The following is a 17,700-nucleotide window of genomic DNA, read 5'->3' as shown; positions in this document are numbered from 1 at the left end:
GCCACCGTCATGCCAGGCGCTCCCTCTGAGTCCGCGCACGAGGAGAGGAGGTGAGCTTCGTGCTCGGTGCCCCGCCCTGTGGCAGTCTTGAGCGGCAGACCCGCTCGAGAAAGCTCCAAGTGCCTCCCACCTCCTCGCCCACCGCGCGCCGCTCCGTTCACCGTTCCGGACGCCGTGCGCTCGCGGCCGCGGCGCTCATCGGCGTCGCGGCCCTGCTCGCGGGATGCACGCCCCTCGCCCCTCCGGCGACGTCGCCCGCAGACGGCAGCACCGCTCCCGGGTCCAGCCAGCTCGTCGACCTCGCCGGCGAGGTCGAGGCCGCCGCCGCCGAGGGTGACGATCCGACATCCTTCGCCGCTGATGCCCTCAACGTGCTCGGCGAGCTCGACGTCGCTCCGCGCGACGAATGGCAGGAGTTCGACCGCGAGGGCTCGTTCGGCGAGGGCTGGCAGGACCCGGACGGCAACGGCTGCGACGCTCGCAACGACGCACTGGCCGCATCCATGACCGAGGTCAACCGCAACCGGGACGGCTGCCGAGTCGACACGGGCGTCTTCGTCGACCCGTACTCGGGGGACGAGATCGACTTCCAGCGGGGACCCGACACCAGCCCGCTCGTGCAGATCGACCACGTCGTGGCGCTCGCGAATGCGTGGCGCACTGGCGCGAAGGATCTGTCGTTCGAGGAGCGGGTGGAGCTGTCGAACGACCCCATGAACCTGCAGGCGACGGCGGGGTGGGTGAACGACGACAAGAAGAGCCAGGATGCGGCGAACTGGCTGCCACCCGAGGAGTCGTACCGCTGCACCTACGTTGCACGGCAGATCGTCGTGAAGGCCACCTACCGCCTCTGGGTGACGCAGGCCGAGCACGATGCGATGCGCGACGTGCTCGAGGACTGCGCGTAAGCGCGACCTCGGAGCACGCCGCGCCGGTCGCGTGCGGCCCGCCGGTGCACTGACGTCTCAGCTCAGATGACGAGCAGCGTCGACCCGAGGATGAGCAGCACCACGGCGAGGCCGACCCAGCTGAGCCAGGCCCATCTCTTGGGCTGGAAGCGGAGCGCTGGAGAGCGCAGCACGCCGACCGCGACCGCCGCGAGCGCTGGTGCCAGAGCGAGCCCGAACGCCCAGCCGCCGACGCTCGCCCATGGTCCAGCGAACCAGAGGCTGACGAGGCCCGCGGCGGCGAGCAGCAGCCAGTTCACGATGGGCAGCGCCGCCTTCGAGCGGAACGCGAAGAGCAGGGCGAGGCCAGAAGCGACCACAGCGAACCCGAACGTCACCCACAACAGGAGCGAGCCCTGCGCGCCGAGGTCGGGCACCTCGGCTCCGCTGAGCAGCGACACGGCGATGGGGTCGACGACCTGCTGCGTGTTCCCCAGCACGACGACCGCCTTCTGCGCTTCGCGGTCGATCATGACGACGGAGGCGAACCCACCGGTTCCGCCGCTGTGCCAGGTGAGCGTCGGGTTCGAGTCGGCCGTGGGGTTCGTGACCTGCGTGCTCTGCCAGACCCAGCCGATGTCGCTGCCTTCGGCGAACTGAGCCGTCGGCTCGAGCGCCGACGCGCCAGGTGCGGAGCCGTCGAGGTTGGCGGCAGCCCACGCGGCGAGGTCGTCGATGTCGGTTGTCGTCGAGGATCCGGTCGGCGCGTACCCCTCGCCCCACCAGTGATCGGTCGAAGCGCCGTTGGCGAGGAAGCCTGGGGTGGTCTCGGCCGGCACCTCGGCCTCGGTCGTGGCGATGCTCGTCGACTGCATGCCGACGGGCCCGAGCACGCGCTCCTCGAGCAGCGACGGGTAGCTCTCGGCGCCAGACGCGTTGACGAGGGCCGTGCCGAGGAGCGCCACTCCGAGGTTCGAGTAGACGGGGCCCTGCGCGGGGTCGACGGGAGCGGAGGCCGCGTCGGTGATCATGGCGTCGCGCGTCTGCGGGCCGTAGGGGTTGCCTCCGGAGAGGGAAGCCGCGAGCGACTCGATGGCGAAGGCGGGGCCGAGGCGTGGGAGGCCTGAGCTGTGCTGGGCGAGGCTCGCGAGCGTCACCTCGCCGGCCGGAGTTCCCTCGAGCTCGGGGATGTGCGTCGAGAGCGGGTCTTCGGCGCCCACCTCCCCGCGCTCGATCGCATCGGCGAACAGCGCGGCGGTGAAGGTCTTCGTGACCGAACCCAGCTCGTAGAGCGTCTCGTTGGTAGGAGCCGCCCCGTTGCGGCCATCACCCGTCTTGCCCACCCCGGCCCACGTCGTGCTCTCCGGTGTGACCTCGGCGACGACGACGGAGCGGAAGCCACCGTGCCCGCCCACCGCATCCACGACCCTGGCCGCAAGCGCCTCATCGCCGGTGACCTGCGTGCCGAGCGACTGACGCTGCGGGCCGACCACCATGCCGAGCACCACCGCGACGATCCCTGCCACGAGTGCTGCGATGACGAGGATGCGCTTCGCCGGACCTCGCGGTGCTTCCGCGATCTGCGGCGCCCCGGCAGGGTGCTCCTGCTGACGTTCGTGTGACATTCGCTTCCCCAGTTCTCGGCCGTGTTCCTGTCCCGTCCTCCAACGCTATGGGCAGCCACCGACACCGGCCTCGGCCGTGGGCGGGAGATGCATCCGCCCCACGTGGGAGATGCGGCGAGCAGCCGAACCCGTCGCATGGCGTCGCCCGAGCGCGCTGCAGCGCTCGGCGTGGCAAGATCGGGGGATGAAGATCCTGTCGATCCAGTCGTCGGTCGCCTACGGGCACGTGGGCAACTCGGCCGCCGTGTTCCCGCTGCAGCGCCTCGGACATGAGGTGTGGCCGGTCTCGACGGTCGTGTTCTCGAACCACACGGGCTACGGCGCGTGGCGCGGTCCGCTCCTTCCTGCGTCCGATGTGCGCGACGTCATCCTCGGCATCGAGGAGCGCGGCGCGCTCGCCCAGGTCGACGCGGTGCTGTCTGGCTACCTGGGTGGCGAGGAGATCGTGGATGTCGTCGTCGACGCGGTCAAGCGCACCAAGGAGCTCAACCCGGCGGCGAGCTACACGTGCGACCCCGTCATGGGCAACGCGAAGTCGGGCTGCTTCGTCGCTCCCGCGATCCCGGAGCTGATCCGTGAGCGGGTCGTGCCGGTCGCCGACATCCTCACCCCCAACCAGTTCGAGCTGGGTTTCCTCACGCGCACGACACCCGCGACGATCGAGGAGACCCTCGACTCGGTGCAGCGCGCCCGCGACCTCGGGCCGCGCACGGTGCTCGTCACGAGCGTCGAGCGACCCGACCGACCTGAGGGCACGATCGAGATGATGGCCGTCGACGATTCGGGGGCGTGGATCGTACAGACCCCGTACCTGCCGTTCAAGGCGAACGGCTCCGGCGATGTCACGTCGGCCCTCTTCACGGCGCACTACCGCACGTCGGGCTCGGCAGCCGAGGCACTCTCCGCGACCGTCTCGAGTGTCTTCGATCTGCTGCAGACCACGCTCGACTCCGGCGAGCGCGAGCTGCAGATCGTCGCGGCTCAGGATGCGTTCGCGAACCCGCGCATGCAGTTCGAGGTGCGCGAGATTCGCTAGACAGCTGACGCGCGTCCGGGTACCCGCGCGCGCCCGGGCTGTCCTTCGCGTCCGAAGTTGTGGCGAAGTGCATCCGGTCGACGCCCGGACAGCACTCCGCCACAACTCTCGAGCCCCGAACCGCCGGGCCGGCCGGCGCCCGCCGTCCTACACGCGCGTCCCGCCCTGCATGACCCAGTCGAGGCGCGACTCGGCGAGCACGCTCACGTCGTCGAGCGGGTCGGTGGATGCGGCGATCAGGTCGGCGTGTGCGCCCGGCGCGATCACGCCGAGCTCACCTTCGCGCTGGAGCAGGCGGGCGGCCGTGGTCGTCGCGCTGCGGATGATGTCGATGACGGGCATGAACTCGGCGCGCACCTCGAACTCGCGGGCCTGGTGGCGCTGCATGCCGCCGAGCAGGTCGCTGCCGTAGCAGAGGTTGACGCCGCCCTTGTGGGCCTTCTCGAGCGCGATCTTGCCACCTTCGAGCACGTCGGAGACCTTCACCCAGTTGTCCTGCGGCAGGCCGTGCTCGCGACCTTCCTCCATGAGCGCCCAGTAGGTGACGAGGTTCATGGTGAGGTAGGCGTCGTGCTCGAGGAAGAGCTCGATCGACTCGTCGTCGAGGAGGTTGCCGTGCTCGATGCCGCGCACGCCTGCCCGGAGGGCCCGGTTGATGGCGCGCGCGGTGTAGGCGTGTGCGGTCACGTAGCGGTTGGCGGCGGTCGCCTCCTCGACGACGGCCTCGATCTCCTCGACGGAGAACTGCGTGGAGTCGACGCGGTCGGTGGGCGAGGCGACTCCGCCACCGGCCATGATCTTGATGTGGTGCGCGCCGCGGCGGATCTCGTCTCGGGCCGCGTGCCGGACGGCGGAGATGCCATCCACGACCCTGCCGATGTGGGAGCACGTGTACTCGCCGTCATGGCTGTCGCGGCCCCGCGAGCGCGGGTCGCCGTGCCCGCCGGTCTGCGAGAGCGCCTTGCCGCCGAAGAAGAGCCGCGGCCCTCGCACGAGGCCATCGACCTGCGCATCGTGCAGGCCGAAGTCGGCGCCGGCGACGTCGCGCACGGTCGTGAAGCCGCGGTCGAGCATCTCGCCCATGAGCTTCGCCGCCTGGAGCGCGACGTAGTTCGGCGATTCCTCACCCATCGAGGACAGGTCTGCTGTGTGGGCGGTGACGTGCACGTGGCAGTCGATGAGGCCGGGCAGGAGGTATCGACCGGCTGCGTCGAGCTCCTCGACGCCGTCCTGCGCTTCGATCTGGCCACCGACCCGCTCGAAGCGCCCGTCGCGGACCGAGAGGTCGCCCGTGCGGTACTCCCCCGCGTCGACGTCGAGCCACGTGGCGTTGCGGATGATCAGGTTCGAGGTCATGCGGATGCTCCCTGCTGCTCGGCGCTCTCCACGCCGGTGTCGATGATCTGCACGGCGCGTTCCTGCGCCGTCGGCGTGTAGGTGCCCTCCGGGGCGCACATGTTGACGGTGGCGAGCGGGGTGCCGTCCGGGCCCGGGCCCAGGATGGGCACGTTGAGGATGGAGCCGCAGCCGAGGGCCTTGATCGTGCTCGCGTCGTCGAAGATGCGGTCGAGGTCTGCCGGGGTGGCACCGAGGAACGGCTCCCCCGAGTCGCGGCAGGCGGCGACCCAGTCTGGGGACACCTGCGTCGCGACCTGCTTCGTGCCGCCGACCGGGTACTCGTCGGCGTGCGACGAGTAGATGCGCTCCATGACGGCCCCGCCCTCGGTGAAGCGAAGGACCGTGAACAGCACGACCCCCACCTCCTGCTCGATCGTGTGGTGGATGCTCGCCCAATCCACCGCTTCCAGTGCCACCTCGCTGTTCCGTCCGAGTTCTCCGTTGCGCACTCGTTCTCCATTCGGGGTCATGCGTTGCTCTCCTTCTTCTCGATTGCCTGCTTGTCCGTGCCCTTGCCGCTTCCCGTGATGTCCTCGAGCGAGCGCCCGGCGGTGCGGACGGCGAAGAGGAGCGTGCAGGCGACGCCGATGACGAGCACGGTCGTGGTCATGCCGAACACTCCGACGAAGCCCCACTGGGCGGCGAAGGTGCCGATGATGATGGGGGCCGTTATCGAGCCGATGCGGCCGAACGACGAGCTCATCCCGACGCCGGTCGCGCGCAGCCAGGTCGGGAAGACCTCCGGCGTGTAGGCGTAGACGCCGGCGTAGGTGCCGTTGAGGAAGAACGAGAGGACGATGCCGGCGACCGTGACCATGATCGGGTCGTTGGCCTGGCTCATCCACAGTGCCGCACCGGCGGAGCCGATGAGGTAGAGCGCGATCGTGAACTTCCTGTCGAGCTTCTCGTTGAGGTACGCGGCACTGAAGTAGCCGGGGATCTGTGCGAGGTAGATGTAGAGCGAGTACGTGAAGCTCGTCGTCACGTCGATGCCGCGGTCGACGAGGAGCGTCGGGATCCAGGTGAAGAAGCCGTAGTAGGAGAACGTGATGACGAACCAGATGAGCCAGGTCGTCGCCGTGATGCGCCACATGGTGCGGCCCCACAGGAACTTGACGGCCTTGATGAAGCCGAACTTGACGGGTGCTTCCTCTTCTGGCGCGTTCGGGTCGACGGCCGGGAGGTCCTTGCCGGTGGATGCACGCACTCGGTCTTCGAAGCTCGCGACCACCGCTTCCGCTTCCGCGTGCCTGCCGACGCTGGCGAGGTAGCGCGGCGACTCGGGGAGCGAGCGTCGCCACCAGAGGAGCATGACGATGGGCAGGAAGGTGAGGACCTGCGCCCAGCGCCAGCCGTCCTCCGACGCGGGGACGACGAAGCGGCCGATGAGTGCGGCGGCGACGAACCCGAAGGAGAAGAACCCTGCGAGCGTGCCCACGAACCAGCCGCGTCGGTGCTTGGGCACGAACTCGGAGAGGAAGGGCGCGATGATGGCGCTCTCGGCTCCGGCTCCCATTCCGGCGAGGATGCGCATGAAGAGGAAGATCTCGAAGTTCCAGGAGAGGGCCGCGACGAGGGATGCGACCGCGTACAGCACCAGCGACCACATCATGACCTTCTTGCGGCCGATCTTGTCGCCGAGGTAGCCGGCGAGGAGGGCCCCGAAGAGGAACCCGAAGGGGGCCGCGGAGCCGACGAGGCCGAGCTGCGCGGCCTCGAGGCTGAAGACGTCGCGGACGCTCGGCATGAGGAAGGCGACGATCGCGCCGTCCATGCCGTCGAAGGTGTAGCCGAGCCCGCCGATGAGGAGGAGCGCGTAGTGGGGTTTGCTGATCGGCAGGCGATCGAGCCGTGCTGTGAGTGACAACGGGTTCTCCTGAGGGATCGGAACGTCGGTGTTCGAGAAAGCATGATCCAGCCGCATCCATCATGCAACAGAGATTGCAGAAATGTAACCCGCGCGAAATCTCTTGCAGGATTGTCCGGGGAACCGACCCGCGGCACGCGACCCCCAGCGGATCCGTGCTGAAATGAACACATGCCAGCCGTCGAACCGCCCACCGACGACGAGACGCGACTCTCCCCCGACGCGTGGCTGCGGGGTGTCCTCGCCGGCAGCAATCTCGGCCCCACCAGCCAGAAGCTGGCGAACTACCTCGTCACGAACATCAACGCCGCCAGCTACGCGCAGGCCTCCGAGATCTCGGCGTCGGCGAGGGTGAGCGCGTCCACGACGACGCGCCTCGCCCAGCAGCTCGGCTTCAAGGGCTGGCCGGACCTGCAGCAGGCCCTGCGAACCCGCTACCTCGCACAGCTCTCGATGGTCGACATCGCCGAGATCCACGGCCTCACGGACACTCCGTTCCAGAACGCGCTGCGCAACGACGCCGCACTGCTCGCGGCCACGATGCGCGACATCGACGACGTCGCGATCGCCCGCGTCGCGTCGGCCGTGCAGTCGGCGAAGCGCGTGCACGTCACGGCGATGGGCAGCTTCGCCGCGGTTGGCCAGGCGCTCGTCCACAACCTGCAGATCGCCGGCTACCACGTGCACGCGCTCCTCGACCGCGACAGCGCGCTCTCGAACAGCGTCGCCCAGATGGGGGCCGGGGACCTGCTCATCGTGTGCAGCTACTGGCGGCACTACCGCACCATCGTTGCGGCCGCGAACGCCGCCCACCGGCAGGGCGCGACGGTCGTGGCACTCACCGACTACCTGCCCCCGCAGCTCGAGGGCGCCGTTGACGACCTCATCAAGATCCCCGCAGAGGGAACATCGTTCTTCCCGTCGCTCACCGTTCCCATGGCGGTGCAGCAGGGCCTCGTCGCAACGCTCGCGCAGCTCGACCCAGAGGCCACCAAGGTGCGCATCGACGCCGCCGAGCGGCTGTGGAACGAGCTCGACATCCTCATCGACCCGCGCGCAGCCGAGTAGGCACGAGGTCTTCAAAGGTCGCACTCACCAGAACGCCACCGTCGAACCGCTCAGACACGGCATCCTGCGTGCTTGGATGACGCCCATGACCGCACCCGCCGCGCCTGCCCCCGGCGCCCACGCGAACGAACCGCACGACGCGTCCATCCACGGCCGCCTGAACTGGCTACGCGCCGGAGTCCTCGGCGCGAATGACGGCATCGTGTCGGTCGCGGCGCTCGTCGTCGGCGTGGCCGGGGCCACCACCGCGACGCCCGCGATCCTCACGGCGGGGGCCGCGGGACTCGTGGGCGGCGCGATCTCGATGGCGCTCGGCGAGTACGTGTCCGTCAGCAGCCAGAGCGACAGCCAGCACGCGCTCATCGCGAAGGAGCGTCGCGAGCTCGAGGAGGAGCCCGAGGAGGAGCTCGCCGAGCTCGCGGGCCTCTACGAGCAGAAGGGGCTGACTCCGGAGACCGCGCAGCAGGTGGCCATCGAGCTCACGGCACGAGACGCGCTCGCCGCCCATCTCGAGACCGAGCTCGGACTGAGTGAGGAAGCCGTCGCGAGCCCGCTCGCCGCGGCCGGCGCATCCGCACTCGCCTTCACGACCGGCGCACTGCTCCCACTGCTGTCGATCCTGCTCCTGCCCGAGAGCATCCGAGTGCCAGGGACCTTCGCCGTCGTACTGCTCGCCCTAGCAGCGACCGGCTACTTCAGCGCTCGCATCGGGCAGAGCCCACCCTTGCGACCGACGATCCGCGTCGTTGCCGGAGGCGCGCTCGCGCTCGGCGCGACGTTCCTGATCGGCTCGCTGCTCGGCACCTCCGGCATGGTCTGAGCCTCAGAACATGGGGTGGTCGTGGATGCTCGTGGCCGGCACCTGCTGGAGCACGTCCCAGTGCTCGACGATACGGCCGCCCTCGAAGCGGTAGATGTCCGCGACGGCCGCGTCCGGGGCGCCGGGGCGGGAGGCACGCACGTGCACCATCGCCAGGTCGCCGTCGACGATGATGCGCTCGACGCTGAACGTCGCATCCGGCGACCCGTCGAACTTCGGCGTGAGCGCCTCGACGGCAGCCGCGGGCCCGTCGGCGATGTTCGGGTTGTGCTGGCGGTAGTCGGAGGCGACCAGGGAGTCGAAGGCGTCAGCCACGCGCTTGCGCGTATAGAACAGCTCGACGAAGTGCTCGAATGCGGCGCGGTTGTCAGTCATCGGTGGGGTCACGACCTTCGGTTCGCGGGGCGCGCCGGTGCCGACGCTGGCGATTCCAGCTTGGCGGCCGACGGCCCGAAGCGCACATCACGGGTGCGGATGCGCGGCATCAGCGCCGCGAGCACCGCCGCCGCTCACCCCTTCGGATGAAACGGGACACCGCAGGCGCCCACGTCGCCCTCCCCGACCGGAATCGCCCCTAGCTTGGTGAGCATGCTCCGAATCCTCGATCGCCTCTCCACCGCCCGACTGCGCTGGCTTCTCGAGCCCGCGGTGGGTGCGCTCTTCGTCGCACTGTGGTGTTTCGCTGAGGTTGGGCGGTGGAACAGCCACCTGCCGTTCTACGCGGCACCGGTCATCTACGGCGTTGCCATCGGCATCTCGCGACGTTTCCCGCGGGTCGCCCTGGGCATGGGGCTGCTGGTCCCGGTCCTGCAGCTGTCGGGGATGCTGCCCATGGCCTCGGCAAACGATTGGCCCGTGCACCTCGCCATGCCCCTCATCGTGTTCCTCGTTACCGTTCGCTCGCGAGGCGCACTCACCTGGGGATCGCTTGCAGCAGGCGTGGCCCATGCGGCCGGTCTTGCGTTCATGCTGGTCTACCTCGGGCAGTGGCTGCTCTGGACCGGGAGCTACGGAGCCGGTGTCGAGCGCTACTCCGCGAGCGGCGAGCTGTTCTTCCAGGACGGCGCCCAGGATATGGCGCGCAACCTGGGCCTCGGAGAGATCGACCTGACCATGCAGGAGAGCATGGTGCAGCTGATGACCGGGCCAGACGGACAGATCGCCGGCGTGACGGTCGCGCCACCCATGCCCGAGCTCCTGCTCTCGTCGGCTGCCCAGCTGGCGCTGGTGTTCGTCGCGTTGACCGTCCTGGCCTGGGCACTCGGCACCTCGACCCAGTTCGCGATCAAGTGGGCGCGCGAACGCGCCATGCGCACCGCGTTGGCGGAGGAGCTGTCTGCGTCCTCCACGGAGGTCATCGTGCTGCACGAACGGTCCCGCATCGCTCGCGAAGTGCATGACGTGCTCGCGCATTCGCTGACCGTGACGATCTCGATGGCGGACGGCTCGAGGCTGCTCCGCGAGTCGCGTGGCGAGCCCGCCGACGACCTGCAGAAGATCGCCGACAACGCTCGGAGCACGCTCCTCGAACTGCAGGGCCTCCTCGAAGACATCGGCGGGGCGGGCTCCGCCCCTCAGCCGAAGCTCGATGAGCTGGGTGCCTTGATCGATCAGGCCTCCGACGCCGGGCTCGAGGTCGAGCTGCGACACCTCGGCGAACGCAAGCGGCTCTCCCAGGTGCAGGAGCTGAGCGTCTTCCGGATCGTGCAGGAGAGCCTCACGAACGCGATGAAGCACGCGGGCTCCGAAGCGTCGGCAACGGTCTCCCTCGACTGGCGCGGCGCCGGGCTCTCCCTCAACATCGTCAGCACCGGGGCCAGCAGTTCGGGTTCCGCAGAGGATCCGCCGCAGCGCAGCGGCCTCGGGCTGACGGGAATGCGCGAGCGTGCGCGCCTCGCGGGCGGCTGGCTGACCGCGGGGGCCGAGCCGAGCGACGGCGAGGCGAAAGAGCGCCAGGTCTTCGTGGTGACGGCCTTCATCCCGACGCAGGACATCGTGCCGCGGGTCGCTGCGACCGAGGACACCCACCTCGCCGCCAGCCGCAAGGAGGACGCGCAGTGAGCGACGACACCGCCACCCAGCCCGTGGACATCCGCGCCGCTCGATCAGGCTCAGCCCCGCGCATCCGCATCGCCCTCGTGGATGACCAGGAGCTGTTCGTCTACGGCATGCGCATGCTCGTGGAATCTCAGCCCGACCTCGAGCTGGTCGGCACGGCGAGCGACGGCGAGGAAGCCGTGGAGCTCGTCGTCGGAGAACGCCCCGACGTGGTGCTCATGGACATCCGCATGCCCGGCCTCAACGGAATCGCCGCGACCAGGCGCATCCTGGAGGCGGCCCCGTACGCCGACGAGACGGGCCCGCGCCCGCGCGTCGTCATGCTGACCACGTTCAGGCAGGACGAGGCGGTGCTGCAGGCCATGCACAACGGCGCGAGCGCGTACGTCACGAAGGATGCGACGCCCGAGATGCTGCTGGACACGATCCGCGCCGTGCACGCTGGCGACGCCCCGGCGATGCCGGTGGGGCGCATCGCTCGCGGGGCGTCTCCGGCCCCGGAACCGACCGCGATCGCCCCACGCCCCGACGTCGCGATCGCCGCACTGTCCCCTCGAGAGCGGGAGATCTTCCTCCTCGCCGCGAAGGGGCTGCGCAACAGCGAGATCGCGGCCGCCGCGTTCGTGAGCGAGGCGACCGTGAAGACGCACGTCCGCAACGTGCTCGCGAAGCTCGAGCTGTCGAGCCGCGCCCAGATCGTCGTGTTCGCCTACGAGCACCGCCTCGTCACCGGGTAGCCCGCGCGCGGCTCGCGCCGCCGGGTCGCCCGGCGCGGCTCCGCGTCACCGCCCCACCCATCCGCCTCCTCCTCCCCTCCCCCCGTCTCTGCAGCCGTCCGGCAGGATTGTGGCGGAGTGCTGCCCGAGAGCTCTCGAACAGCACTCCGCCACAACTCCTCGAGCATCCGTCCGCGTGCGACGGAGCACGGGCACCCACTACTTCTCGTCGCAACGCTTGCGCCTCGCTGCGACAACCGCGCCGAATCCCACGCTCACCGCGCCGAGTCCAGCGGTGACCGCGCCAACCCCTCGGCCCACCCAGCCGCCGGTCCGCCATCCGCCACGCCCCATCCGCGGCTGCCCCCATCCGCCGCTGCCCCGCGGCTGCCGCACCCGCCACTCCCCACCAGAGTTGTGGCAAAGTGCGGCGCGCGCGCTCACGAACAGCACCGCGCCACAACTCTGCTCGGACTCCGGCGGTGGGATGCGGCGGCGCAGCGGTGGGATGCGGGACTCGCGGCGGCGAGCGCTACCGGTTGTCGAGCTTCCTGCGGGCGCTCGCGAGCGTCACGGCGATGCCGATCGCGATTGCGAGGGCGCTGATCGCAGCCACGAGCGCAGGCGACGAATCGACGCCGGTCTGCGCGAGTTCCCCGGTGGCCACTGGAGTCGAGGTCGCGCTCGTCGCCACGGGAGTATGGGTCTCGACTCCGGGAACCGGCACCGCCGTCGGCGTGACCGGGACAGCTGTCGACGTCTGGGTCGGCGTCGAAGTCGGCGTCGGCGTCGGCGTCGGCGTCGGCGTCGGCGTCGGCGTCGGCGTCGGCGTCGGCGCGGGCAGCGCTGCGAGGAACGCGGCCGCGTCGACGAGCCCGGCCCCGGCCGAGTCCGCGACGCTGACGAACTCATGGATGCTGCCGATAGGTTCGGCAGATGCCGTGATCGCGGCCCGCAGCTCCTGCTCCGTGATGCCCGGGCGGAGCTGCATCCCGAGCGCCGCAACTGCTGCCGCCGACGGTGCAGCAGCCGAGGTGCCGGTGAACGAGTAGACGCCCTCAGCGCCCTGGACAGCGCTTCCGAAGAAGTTCGTCCAGCCTCCGTCGAGCGAGGTGAGCGTCGGCGCACCCGAGATGGGCTCGGGCAGTGCGTCTGTGCTCGGGAACGCTTCGAAGTACAGCGTCATGGGCCCGGTGCCGCTGAAGTTCTCGAGCTCCGTCGGTGTGGCAGCGTTGGCGGCCGCGACGCTGAACGCTCGGGGCGTGCCGGCGTGTCCGTAGATCGAGGGCCCGACGATGTCGCCGCCGGTGCCCGCGGAGTACTCGGCGGCCCGGAGGTAGCTGCTCGGGAAGATCGTCTTCACCCGCGGGTTGAGAGCCGGTACACCATCGCTGGTGTCTCGAACGATCGTGTAGTTGTAGTCGCCGCCGGTGGGCTGGAAGCCCGCGAGCTGCACGGGCGAGCCTGCCGCGGGGAGGGGGCTGCCCGCGACGAGCTCGCCGGCGGCGTCGGTGACGGCGACCACGAGGCGGCTGGTGGCGGCCCCAGCGGGTTCAGCCCACTGCAACATGAACAGGGCGTTGACGTCGTAGGCGGCGAGGTCCGGGTAGGTCAGCGTGTTCGTGGGGTCCTCGCCCGCGCCCGGGTCGAAGTCCATGCAGTCGGCGCTGGTGATGTCGAACTGGTCGAGGTTCTCGGCGACAGCAGCCGGGCAGGCCGTCGGCCGGTAGGCGGGTGCCTCCCATGAGGAGACGACGCGACCTTCGCTCTCGCCGAGGCTGCCGACGATCGTGTCGTTGCCAGCGGCGGTGAAGAAGGGGATGCCGAGCGCAACCGCATCGTTGACGGAGTTGGCAGCGACTCCGTCCTGGAACATCGTCTCGTCGTAGTATCCGAGGTCGTCGACGATGATGTCGGCCCCAGCCTCTGAGAGACGTTCGACGGCGTTTGCGAAGCCAGCCTGCCCTCCGCTGCCGGACGCGAACAGCAGCGTCGAGCCGGGTGCGATGGAGTGGACCAGCTGGGCCATGCCGCGCCCCTCGTCGGTGCTCGGGGCCGCGCTCTCGACCACGACCTCAACGGGTTGCGTGTAGCCGCACGGGTTGCCGGCTCCCGGGAGCAGGCCCGCGGCCACATCCTCGTCCGGTGTCGACGGCAGCGTCACGGTCGCATGGTCGTACGAGTCGGAGATGATCCCGATGCGCACCCCCTCACCATCCACGCCATACAGGTCTCGCGCGAGGGGAACATTGAGGGGCTCGGTGAGGTTGGCCGGCACCGCGCGGCAGGTGTCAGCGGATGCGCTGGGGTCCGCATCCGGTTCGGTGGTGGGTTCCACAGCGGGTCCCGTCGTCGGCTCCGCCGTCGGTTCCGTCGTCGGCTCCGCCACCGTCAGAGCGTTGGCCGCATCCCACGCGGAACCGCTGGACACCGGCGAGAGAGTCTCCTGCACCGACTGCACGTTCGCAAGCCCTGCGACGGCTTCGAGATTGCCCGCCGGAACCGTCGCTCCAATCACGAGGTACTTCGCGGCGACCGCGTCGATGGTGCCGAGCGCAGCGAGTGCGTCGATATCGGCGGCCAGCGGGGGTGTCGAGTAGTAGACGGTGACCGCGACGCTGCCGCCGCTCAGCTGCAGGCTCGCCGGGCCAGACTCCGGCAGCGCGAGCTGCGTCGGCGTGGCCGCTGCGAGCTGCTGTTCCGCTGCCGCAGGGTCAGCGGACACGTCGACGGCCGCAAGGGCGGTCAGCCTTCCCGACAGCTTGTCGCTGTCATCGGTCGCCGGGGCAGCCGACGCTGCTCCGACCCCGAATCCGCCGAAGACGAGTCCGGCAGCGATGACAGCAGCTGTGAGGCGCGGGAGAGTACGAGCAGAATTCACCAAGTCACCTCAGGGAGTAGGCACTGAAAGAGGAGCGGGGGCTGGAACAGGAGCTGATGGTGCTGATGGAACTGGAGCCAAGAATGGCAGATGCGGCGGCACTTCCGCTACTGGAAGGCGCGGGCGAAAGCGTGCACGCCTCGCCGAGATCCGCGGGCTTGTCGCGGGCCGGGAAACGCTGGCCTCGGCGGTCGCTGTCGACGCCGCCCAAGAGCCGCGCTCCTCCTCTTCCCGACTTGACACCGACGTCCACACGAGCAAAAGTACAACTGGTACAGACCAGTGAGCGGGACCGAACAGACGGAGCGAGCAGAATGATCGTCAGCGCCGCGAACGTCATCACGCCGCACAGCCACCTCTCGCCCGGGTGGGTGCAGATCGAGGGAACCGTCGTGCAGCGTGTGGGCTCGGGGCGGCCCCCCGCGGACTCCGGCGACATCGTCGAACTCGGGGAAGCGACGATCGCGCCCGGCTTCGTCGATGGCCACGTGCACGGTGGAGGCGGCGCGGGGTTCGACGACGCCGGCGCGGGCGACGGACGCGGCGCACTCGCGGCGAAGACAGCGGTGCGCACGCATCTCGAGCAGGGCACCACCTCGCTCGTCGCGAGCCTCGTCACCGACGAGATCGGCGCGATGTGCGACTCGGTCGCGGCGCTCGCGACCCTCGTGGAGGAGGGCATCCTCGCGGGCATCCACCTCGAGGGGCCATGGCTGAGCCGCGAGCATCCAGGCGCCCACGCGCAGCAGCACCTCATCGAGCCGAACAGTCGCGATCTCGCTGCGCTGCTGGCGGCAGGGCGCGGGCAGGTGCGCATGGTCACGCTCGCACCCGAGCTGCCCGGTGGTCTCGACACCATCAAGGCGCTGACCGACGCCGGGGTCGTCGCCGCCATCGGACACACCGACGCCTCCTACGACATCGCCCGCGAAGCGCTCGACAACGGTGCAACGGTCGGCACGCACCTCTTCAATGCGATGCGCGGACTGCACCACCGCGAACCCGGCCCCGCCACAGCATTGCTCGAGCACCCGGATGCGGTGATCGAGCTCATCGCGGACGGCACCCACGTGCATCCTGCGGCCCTCCGCCTCGCCGCGGTCGCGAAGCCGCACCAGTTCATGCTCGTCACCGACGCGATGTCCGCCGCGTGCATGCACGATGGCGACTACACGCTGGGGTCGCTCGACGTCGAGGTGCGAGGCGGGGTCGCCCGCCTCACGCAGGGTGGCGCGATCGCCGGATCGACGCTCACGATGGCGCGCGCGGTGCAGTACGCGGTGGCCGTCGCCGGACTGCCGCTCGTCGACGTCGTTCGGGCTGCGTCGACCACGCCGGCGACTGCCCTGGGCCTCGAGAAGGTCGGGTCGCTGCTGCCGGGATACTCGGCCGACCTCGTCGTACTGGACCAGTCGCTCGGCGTACAGCGGGTCATGCGTCGCGGCGAGTGGGTTCGCTGAGCGACGCCCGCCCCCACGCAGCGGTGGCCGCCGGCGCTGCAGGCACTGCGGGCACCGCAGGCACCGCGGGCACCGCAGGCACCGCAGGCACCGCAGGCACCGCAGGTACCGCGCGCACCACAGGCACTGCAGGCACCGCAGGCACTGCAGGCACCGCGCGCACCACCCTGCCGCACCTGCCAGCGGTGATCCTGCCGTCCCTGCCACCTTCGCGCTGCGTCGGCGGCGACCCCCGTCATCCTTGGGCGCGTGATGGGTTTTGGTGACTGTGATGGGTTTTTACCCATCACCGGTCGGCAAAACCCATCACGCGCATCCGAGAAACCCATCAGCGTCGCGAAAACCCATCAGCGTCACTCGACCACGCGCGATCTGCCGCGTCAGAGCAGGCAACGGATGCACCGCAGCCGTTTCCCGCCCAGGGAGCGCAAGGCCGCGAATGTCCCCAGGCTCTCGCCCAGCCGAGGAAGCCGAATGCCGCAGCCGTCCCCGGATGTCCCCAGGCTCTCGCCCAGCCAGCCGAATCAGCCGAGTGCCGCAGCTGTCCCCGGATGTCGCCCCACCGAGGAACCCGAATGCCGCAACCGTCCCCGAATGTCGCCCCACCGAGGGAGCCGTGAAGGCCGCAATTGCCACCCGAATGTCGCCCGGTCGCAGCAACCGAAAAGCCGAGGTTCCCACCCGTGCCACCTTCGCGCTGCGTCGGCGGCGACCCCGTCATCCTGAGGCGCGTGATGGGTTTGGGTGACTGTGATGGGTTTTTACCCATCACCGGTCGGCAAAACCCATCACGCGCATCCGAGAAACCCATCAGCGTCACGAAAACCCATCAGCGTCACTCGACCACGCGCGCCAGAGCAAGCGGCGGATGCGCCGCGGCCGCATCCCCGCCGATAGGCCGATAGGCCGATAGGCCGATAGGCCGACGATAAGCCGAGGTTTCCGCGACGCCACGTTCGCGACGCCGACGGCGAGCCTCGTCGCAGCGGACGATATGGCGCGGCGGCCGCCTTCGAGGGCTACGCCTCGGGCTGGACGCCGGCTCGGTGCTCGACCGTGTACCGGTAGTAGTCGGCCATGGTGAGCTCGGCGGCCGCGGCCTCGTCGATGACGATCGTCGCCCGGCGGTGCAGCTGCAGCACGGAGCCCGGCCACATCGAGGAGACGGGCCCCTCGACCATTGCGGCGACCGCGCGCGCCTTCGACGCGCCCTGCGCGACGAGCACGACACTGCTCGCGTCGAGGATGGTGCCGAGCCCCTGCGTGAGGCAGTGCACCGGCACGTCCTCCGGCTTGTCGAAGAAGCGCGCATTGTCGGTGCGCGTCTTGGGGGCGAGCGTCTTCACGCGCGTGCGGGAGGAGAGCGAGGACGTGGGCTCGTTGAATCCGATGTGCCCGTTCGCCCCGATGCCGAGGAGCTGCACGTCGACGCCTCCAGCGGCGGCGATCTTGGCCTCGTAGTCCTCGCAGGCGGCGTCGAGGTCGGCCGCGAGGCCATCCGGCACGTGCACCCGCGCGGGGTCGAGGCCGAGCGGCTCGACCACCTCACGGCCGACCACGGCGTGGTACGACTCGGCGTGCGACCTGGCGATGCCGACGTACTCGTCGAGGGCGAATGCGCTCACTCGGCTGAAGTCGAGGCCTTCAGCGCGTCGGGCAGCGAGCGAGCGGTAGGTCTCCAGGGGGCTGGAACCGGTGGCGACGCCGAGCACCGCTTCCGGATTGCCCGCGACGACGTCCGCGATTCGTCCAGCTGCAAAGGCGCCGACCTCTGCCGGCCCGGCCATGATGACAACTTCCATGCGCTGCTCCTAGAGATCGAAGGCGATCGGGGCGCCTCAGTCCAGTCTGGACGTGCGGCCGGATCGGCGAGGCGTGTTGCGC

General features: G+C 69.8%; 14 protein-coding genes. 7 read left to right on the top strand and 7 right to left on the bottom strand.

Going from position 1 to position 17,700, the window contains the following annotated elements; genetic code table 11:
• Positions 1-119 precede the first annotated feature (119 nt).
• A complete protein-coding gene (locus C5E06_RS00160; RefSeq protein ID WP_104305595.1) occupies positions 120-908 on the top strand; it encodes an HNH endonuclease family protein in 789 nt (262 codons plus the stop codon).
• Positions 909-970: 62 nt separating this feature from the next.
• On the opposite strand, the gene C5E06_RS00155 is transcribed toward C5E06_RS00160, so the two are convergent.
• Positions 971-2,512, bottom strand: a complete 1,542-nt coding sequence (locus C5E06_RS00155; protein ID WP_104305594.1) for a serine hydrolase — start codon at positions 2,510-2,512, stop codon at positions 971-973.
• 184 nt (positions 2,513-2,696) lie between these two features.
• Between C5E06_RS00155 and pdxY the strand changes: the two genes are divergently transcribed.
• Positions 2,697-3,548, top strand: a complete 852-nt coding sequence (pdxY, locus tag C5E06_RS00150) for a pyridoxal kinase PdxY (RefSeq protein ID WP_104244693.1) — start codon at positions 2,697-2,699, stop codon at positions 3,546-3,548.
• Between the two features lie 147 nt (positions 3,549-3,695).
• Here pdxY and C5E06_RS00145 read toward each other — a convergent pair whose 3' ends face one another.
• From C5E06_RS00145 to C5E06_RS00135, 3 genes are read right to left on the bottom strand one after another with little or no spacing between them, the layout of a single operon-like run.
• The gene (locus tag C5E06_RS00145; RefSeq protein ID WP_104305593.1) at positions 3,696-4,904 is read right to left on the bottom strand and encodes an amidohydrolase family protein; all 1,209 of its coding nucleotides are present in this window, start codon (positions 4,902-4,904) and stop codon (positions 3,696-3,698) included.
• Positions 4,901-5,416 (bottom strand): hypothetical protein, encoded by a 516-nt coding sequence (locus C5E06_RS00140; protein ID WP_104305592.1) that lies wholly within the window; start codon positions 5,414-5,416, stop codon positions 4,901-4,903. The genes C5E06_RS00145 and C5E06_RS00140 overlap by 4 nt, the downstream gene beginning before the upstream one ends.
• The gene (locus tag C5E06_RS00135) at positions 5,413-6,813 is read right to left on the bottom strand and encodes an MFS transporter (RefSeq protein ID WP_104244687.1); all 1,401 of its coding nucleotides are present in this window, start codon (positions 6,811-6,813) and stop codon (positions 5,413-5,415) included. The genes C5E06_RS00140 and C5E06_RS00135 overlap by 4 nt, the downstream gene beginning before the upstream one ends.
• A gap of 171 nt (positions 6,814-6,984) precedes the next feature.
• On the opposite strand from C5E06_RS00135, the gene C5E06_RS00130 reads away from it, so the two are divergent.
• Together C5E06_RS00130 and C5E06_RS00125 are read left to right on the top strand one after the other, a co-directional pair.
• On the top strand, positions 6,985-7,881 hold the full coding sequence (locus C5E06_RS00130; protein ID WP_104305591.1) for a MurR/RpiR family transcriptional regulator: 897 nt from the start codon (positions 6,985-6,987) through the stop codon (positions 7,879-7,881).
• Between the two features lie 85 nt (positions 7,882-7,966).
• A complete protein-coding gene (locus C5E06_RS00125) occupies positions 7,967-8,701 on the top strand; it encodes a VIT1/CCC1 transporter family protein (protein WP_104305590.1) in 735 nt (244 codons plus the stop codon).
• A gap of 3 nt (positions 8,702-8,704) precedes the next feature.
• Here the strand turns inward: C5E06_RS00125 and C5E06_RS00120 are convergent, their stop codons facing one another.
• The gene (locus C5E06_RS00120) at positions 8,705-9,076 is read right to left on the bottom strand and encodes a nuclear transport factor 2 family protein (RefSeq protein ID WP_104305589.1); all 372 of its coding nucleotides are present in this window, start codon (positions 9,074-9,076) and stop codon (positions 8,705-8,707) included.
• A 213-nt stretch (positions 9,077-9,289) separates the two neighbouring features.
• On the opposite strand from C5E06_RS00120, the gene C5E06_RS00115 reads away from it, so the two are divergent.
• Both C5E06_RS00115 and C5E06_RS00110 read left to right on the top strand, forming a co-directional pair.
• A complete protein-coding gene (locus tag C5E06_RS00115) occupies positions 9,290-10,762 on the top strand; it encodes a sensor histidine kinase (protein ID WP_104305588.1) in 1,473 nt (490 codons plus the stop codon).
• 107 nt (positions 10,763-10,869) lie between these two features.
• Entirely contained in the window at positions 10,870-11,496 is a 627-nt protein-coding gene (locus C5E06_RS00110) for a response regulator transcription factor (protein ID WP_104244775.1), read from the top strand.
• 511 nt (positions 11,497-12,007) lie between these two features.
• Here C5E06_RS00110 and C5E06_RS00105 read toward each other — a convergent pair.
• On the bottom strand, positions 12,008-14,356 hold the full coding sequence (locus C5E06_RS00105; protein WP_181062838.1) for a S8 family serine peptidase: 2,349 nt from the start codon (positions 14,354-14,356) through the stop codon (positions 12,008-12,010).
• Positions 14,357-14,670: 314 nt separating this feature from the next.
• On the opposite strand from C5E06_RS00105, the gene nagA reads away from it, so the two are divergent.
• Positions 14,671-15,816, top strand: a complete 1,146-nt coding sequence (gene nagA, locus C5E06_RS00095; RefSeq protein WP_104305586.1) for an N-acetylglucosamine-6-phosphate deacetylase — start codon at positions 14,671-14,673, stop codon at positions 15,814-15,816.
• Between the two features lie 1,019 nt (positions 15,817-16,835).
• Here nagA and nagB read toward each other — a convergent pair.
• On the bottom strand, positions 16,836-17,618 hold the full coding sequence (gene nagB, locus C5E06_RS00085) for a glucosamine-6-phosphate deaminase (protein ID WP_104305585.1): 783 nt from the start codon (positions 17,616-17,618) through the stop codon (positions 16,836-16,838).
• Between the last annotated feature and the right edge of the window lie 82 nt (positions 17,619-17,700).

The organism is Pseudoclavibacter sp. RFBI5, from assembly GCF_002931395.1.
In the GTDB taxonomy this organism is placed as follows: Bacteria; Actinomycetota; Actinomycetes; order Actinomycetales; family Microbacteriaceae; genus Pseudoclavibacter.
Note: the sequence above shows the minus strand (reverse complement) of the source record. Positions and strands in the feature narration are given on the sequence as shown.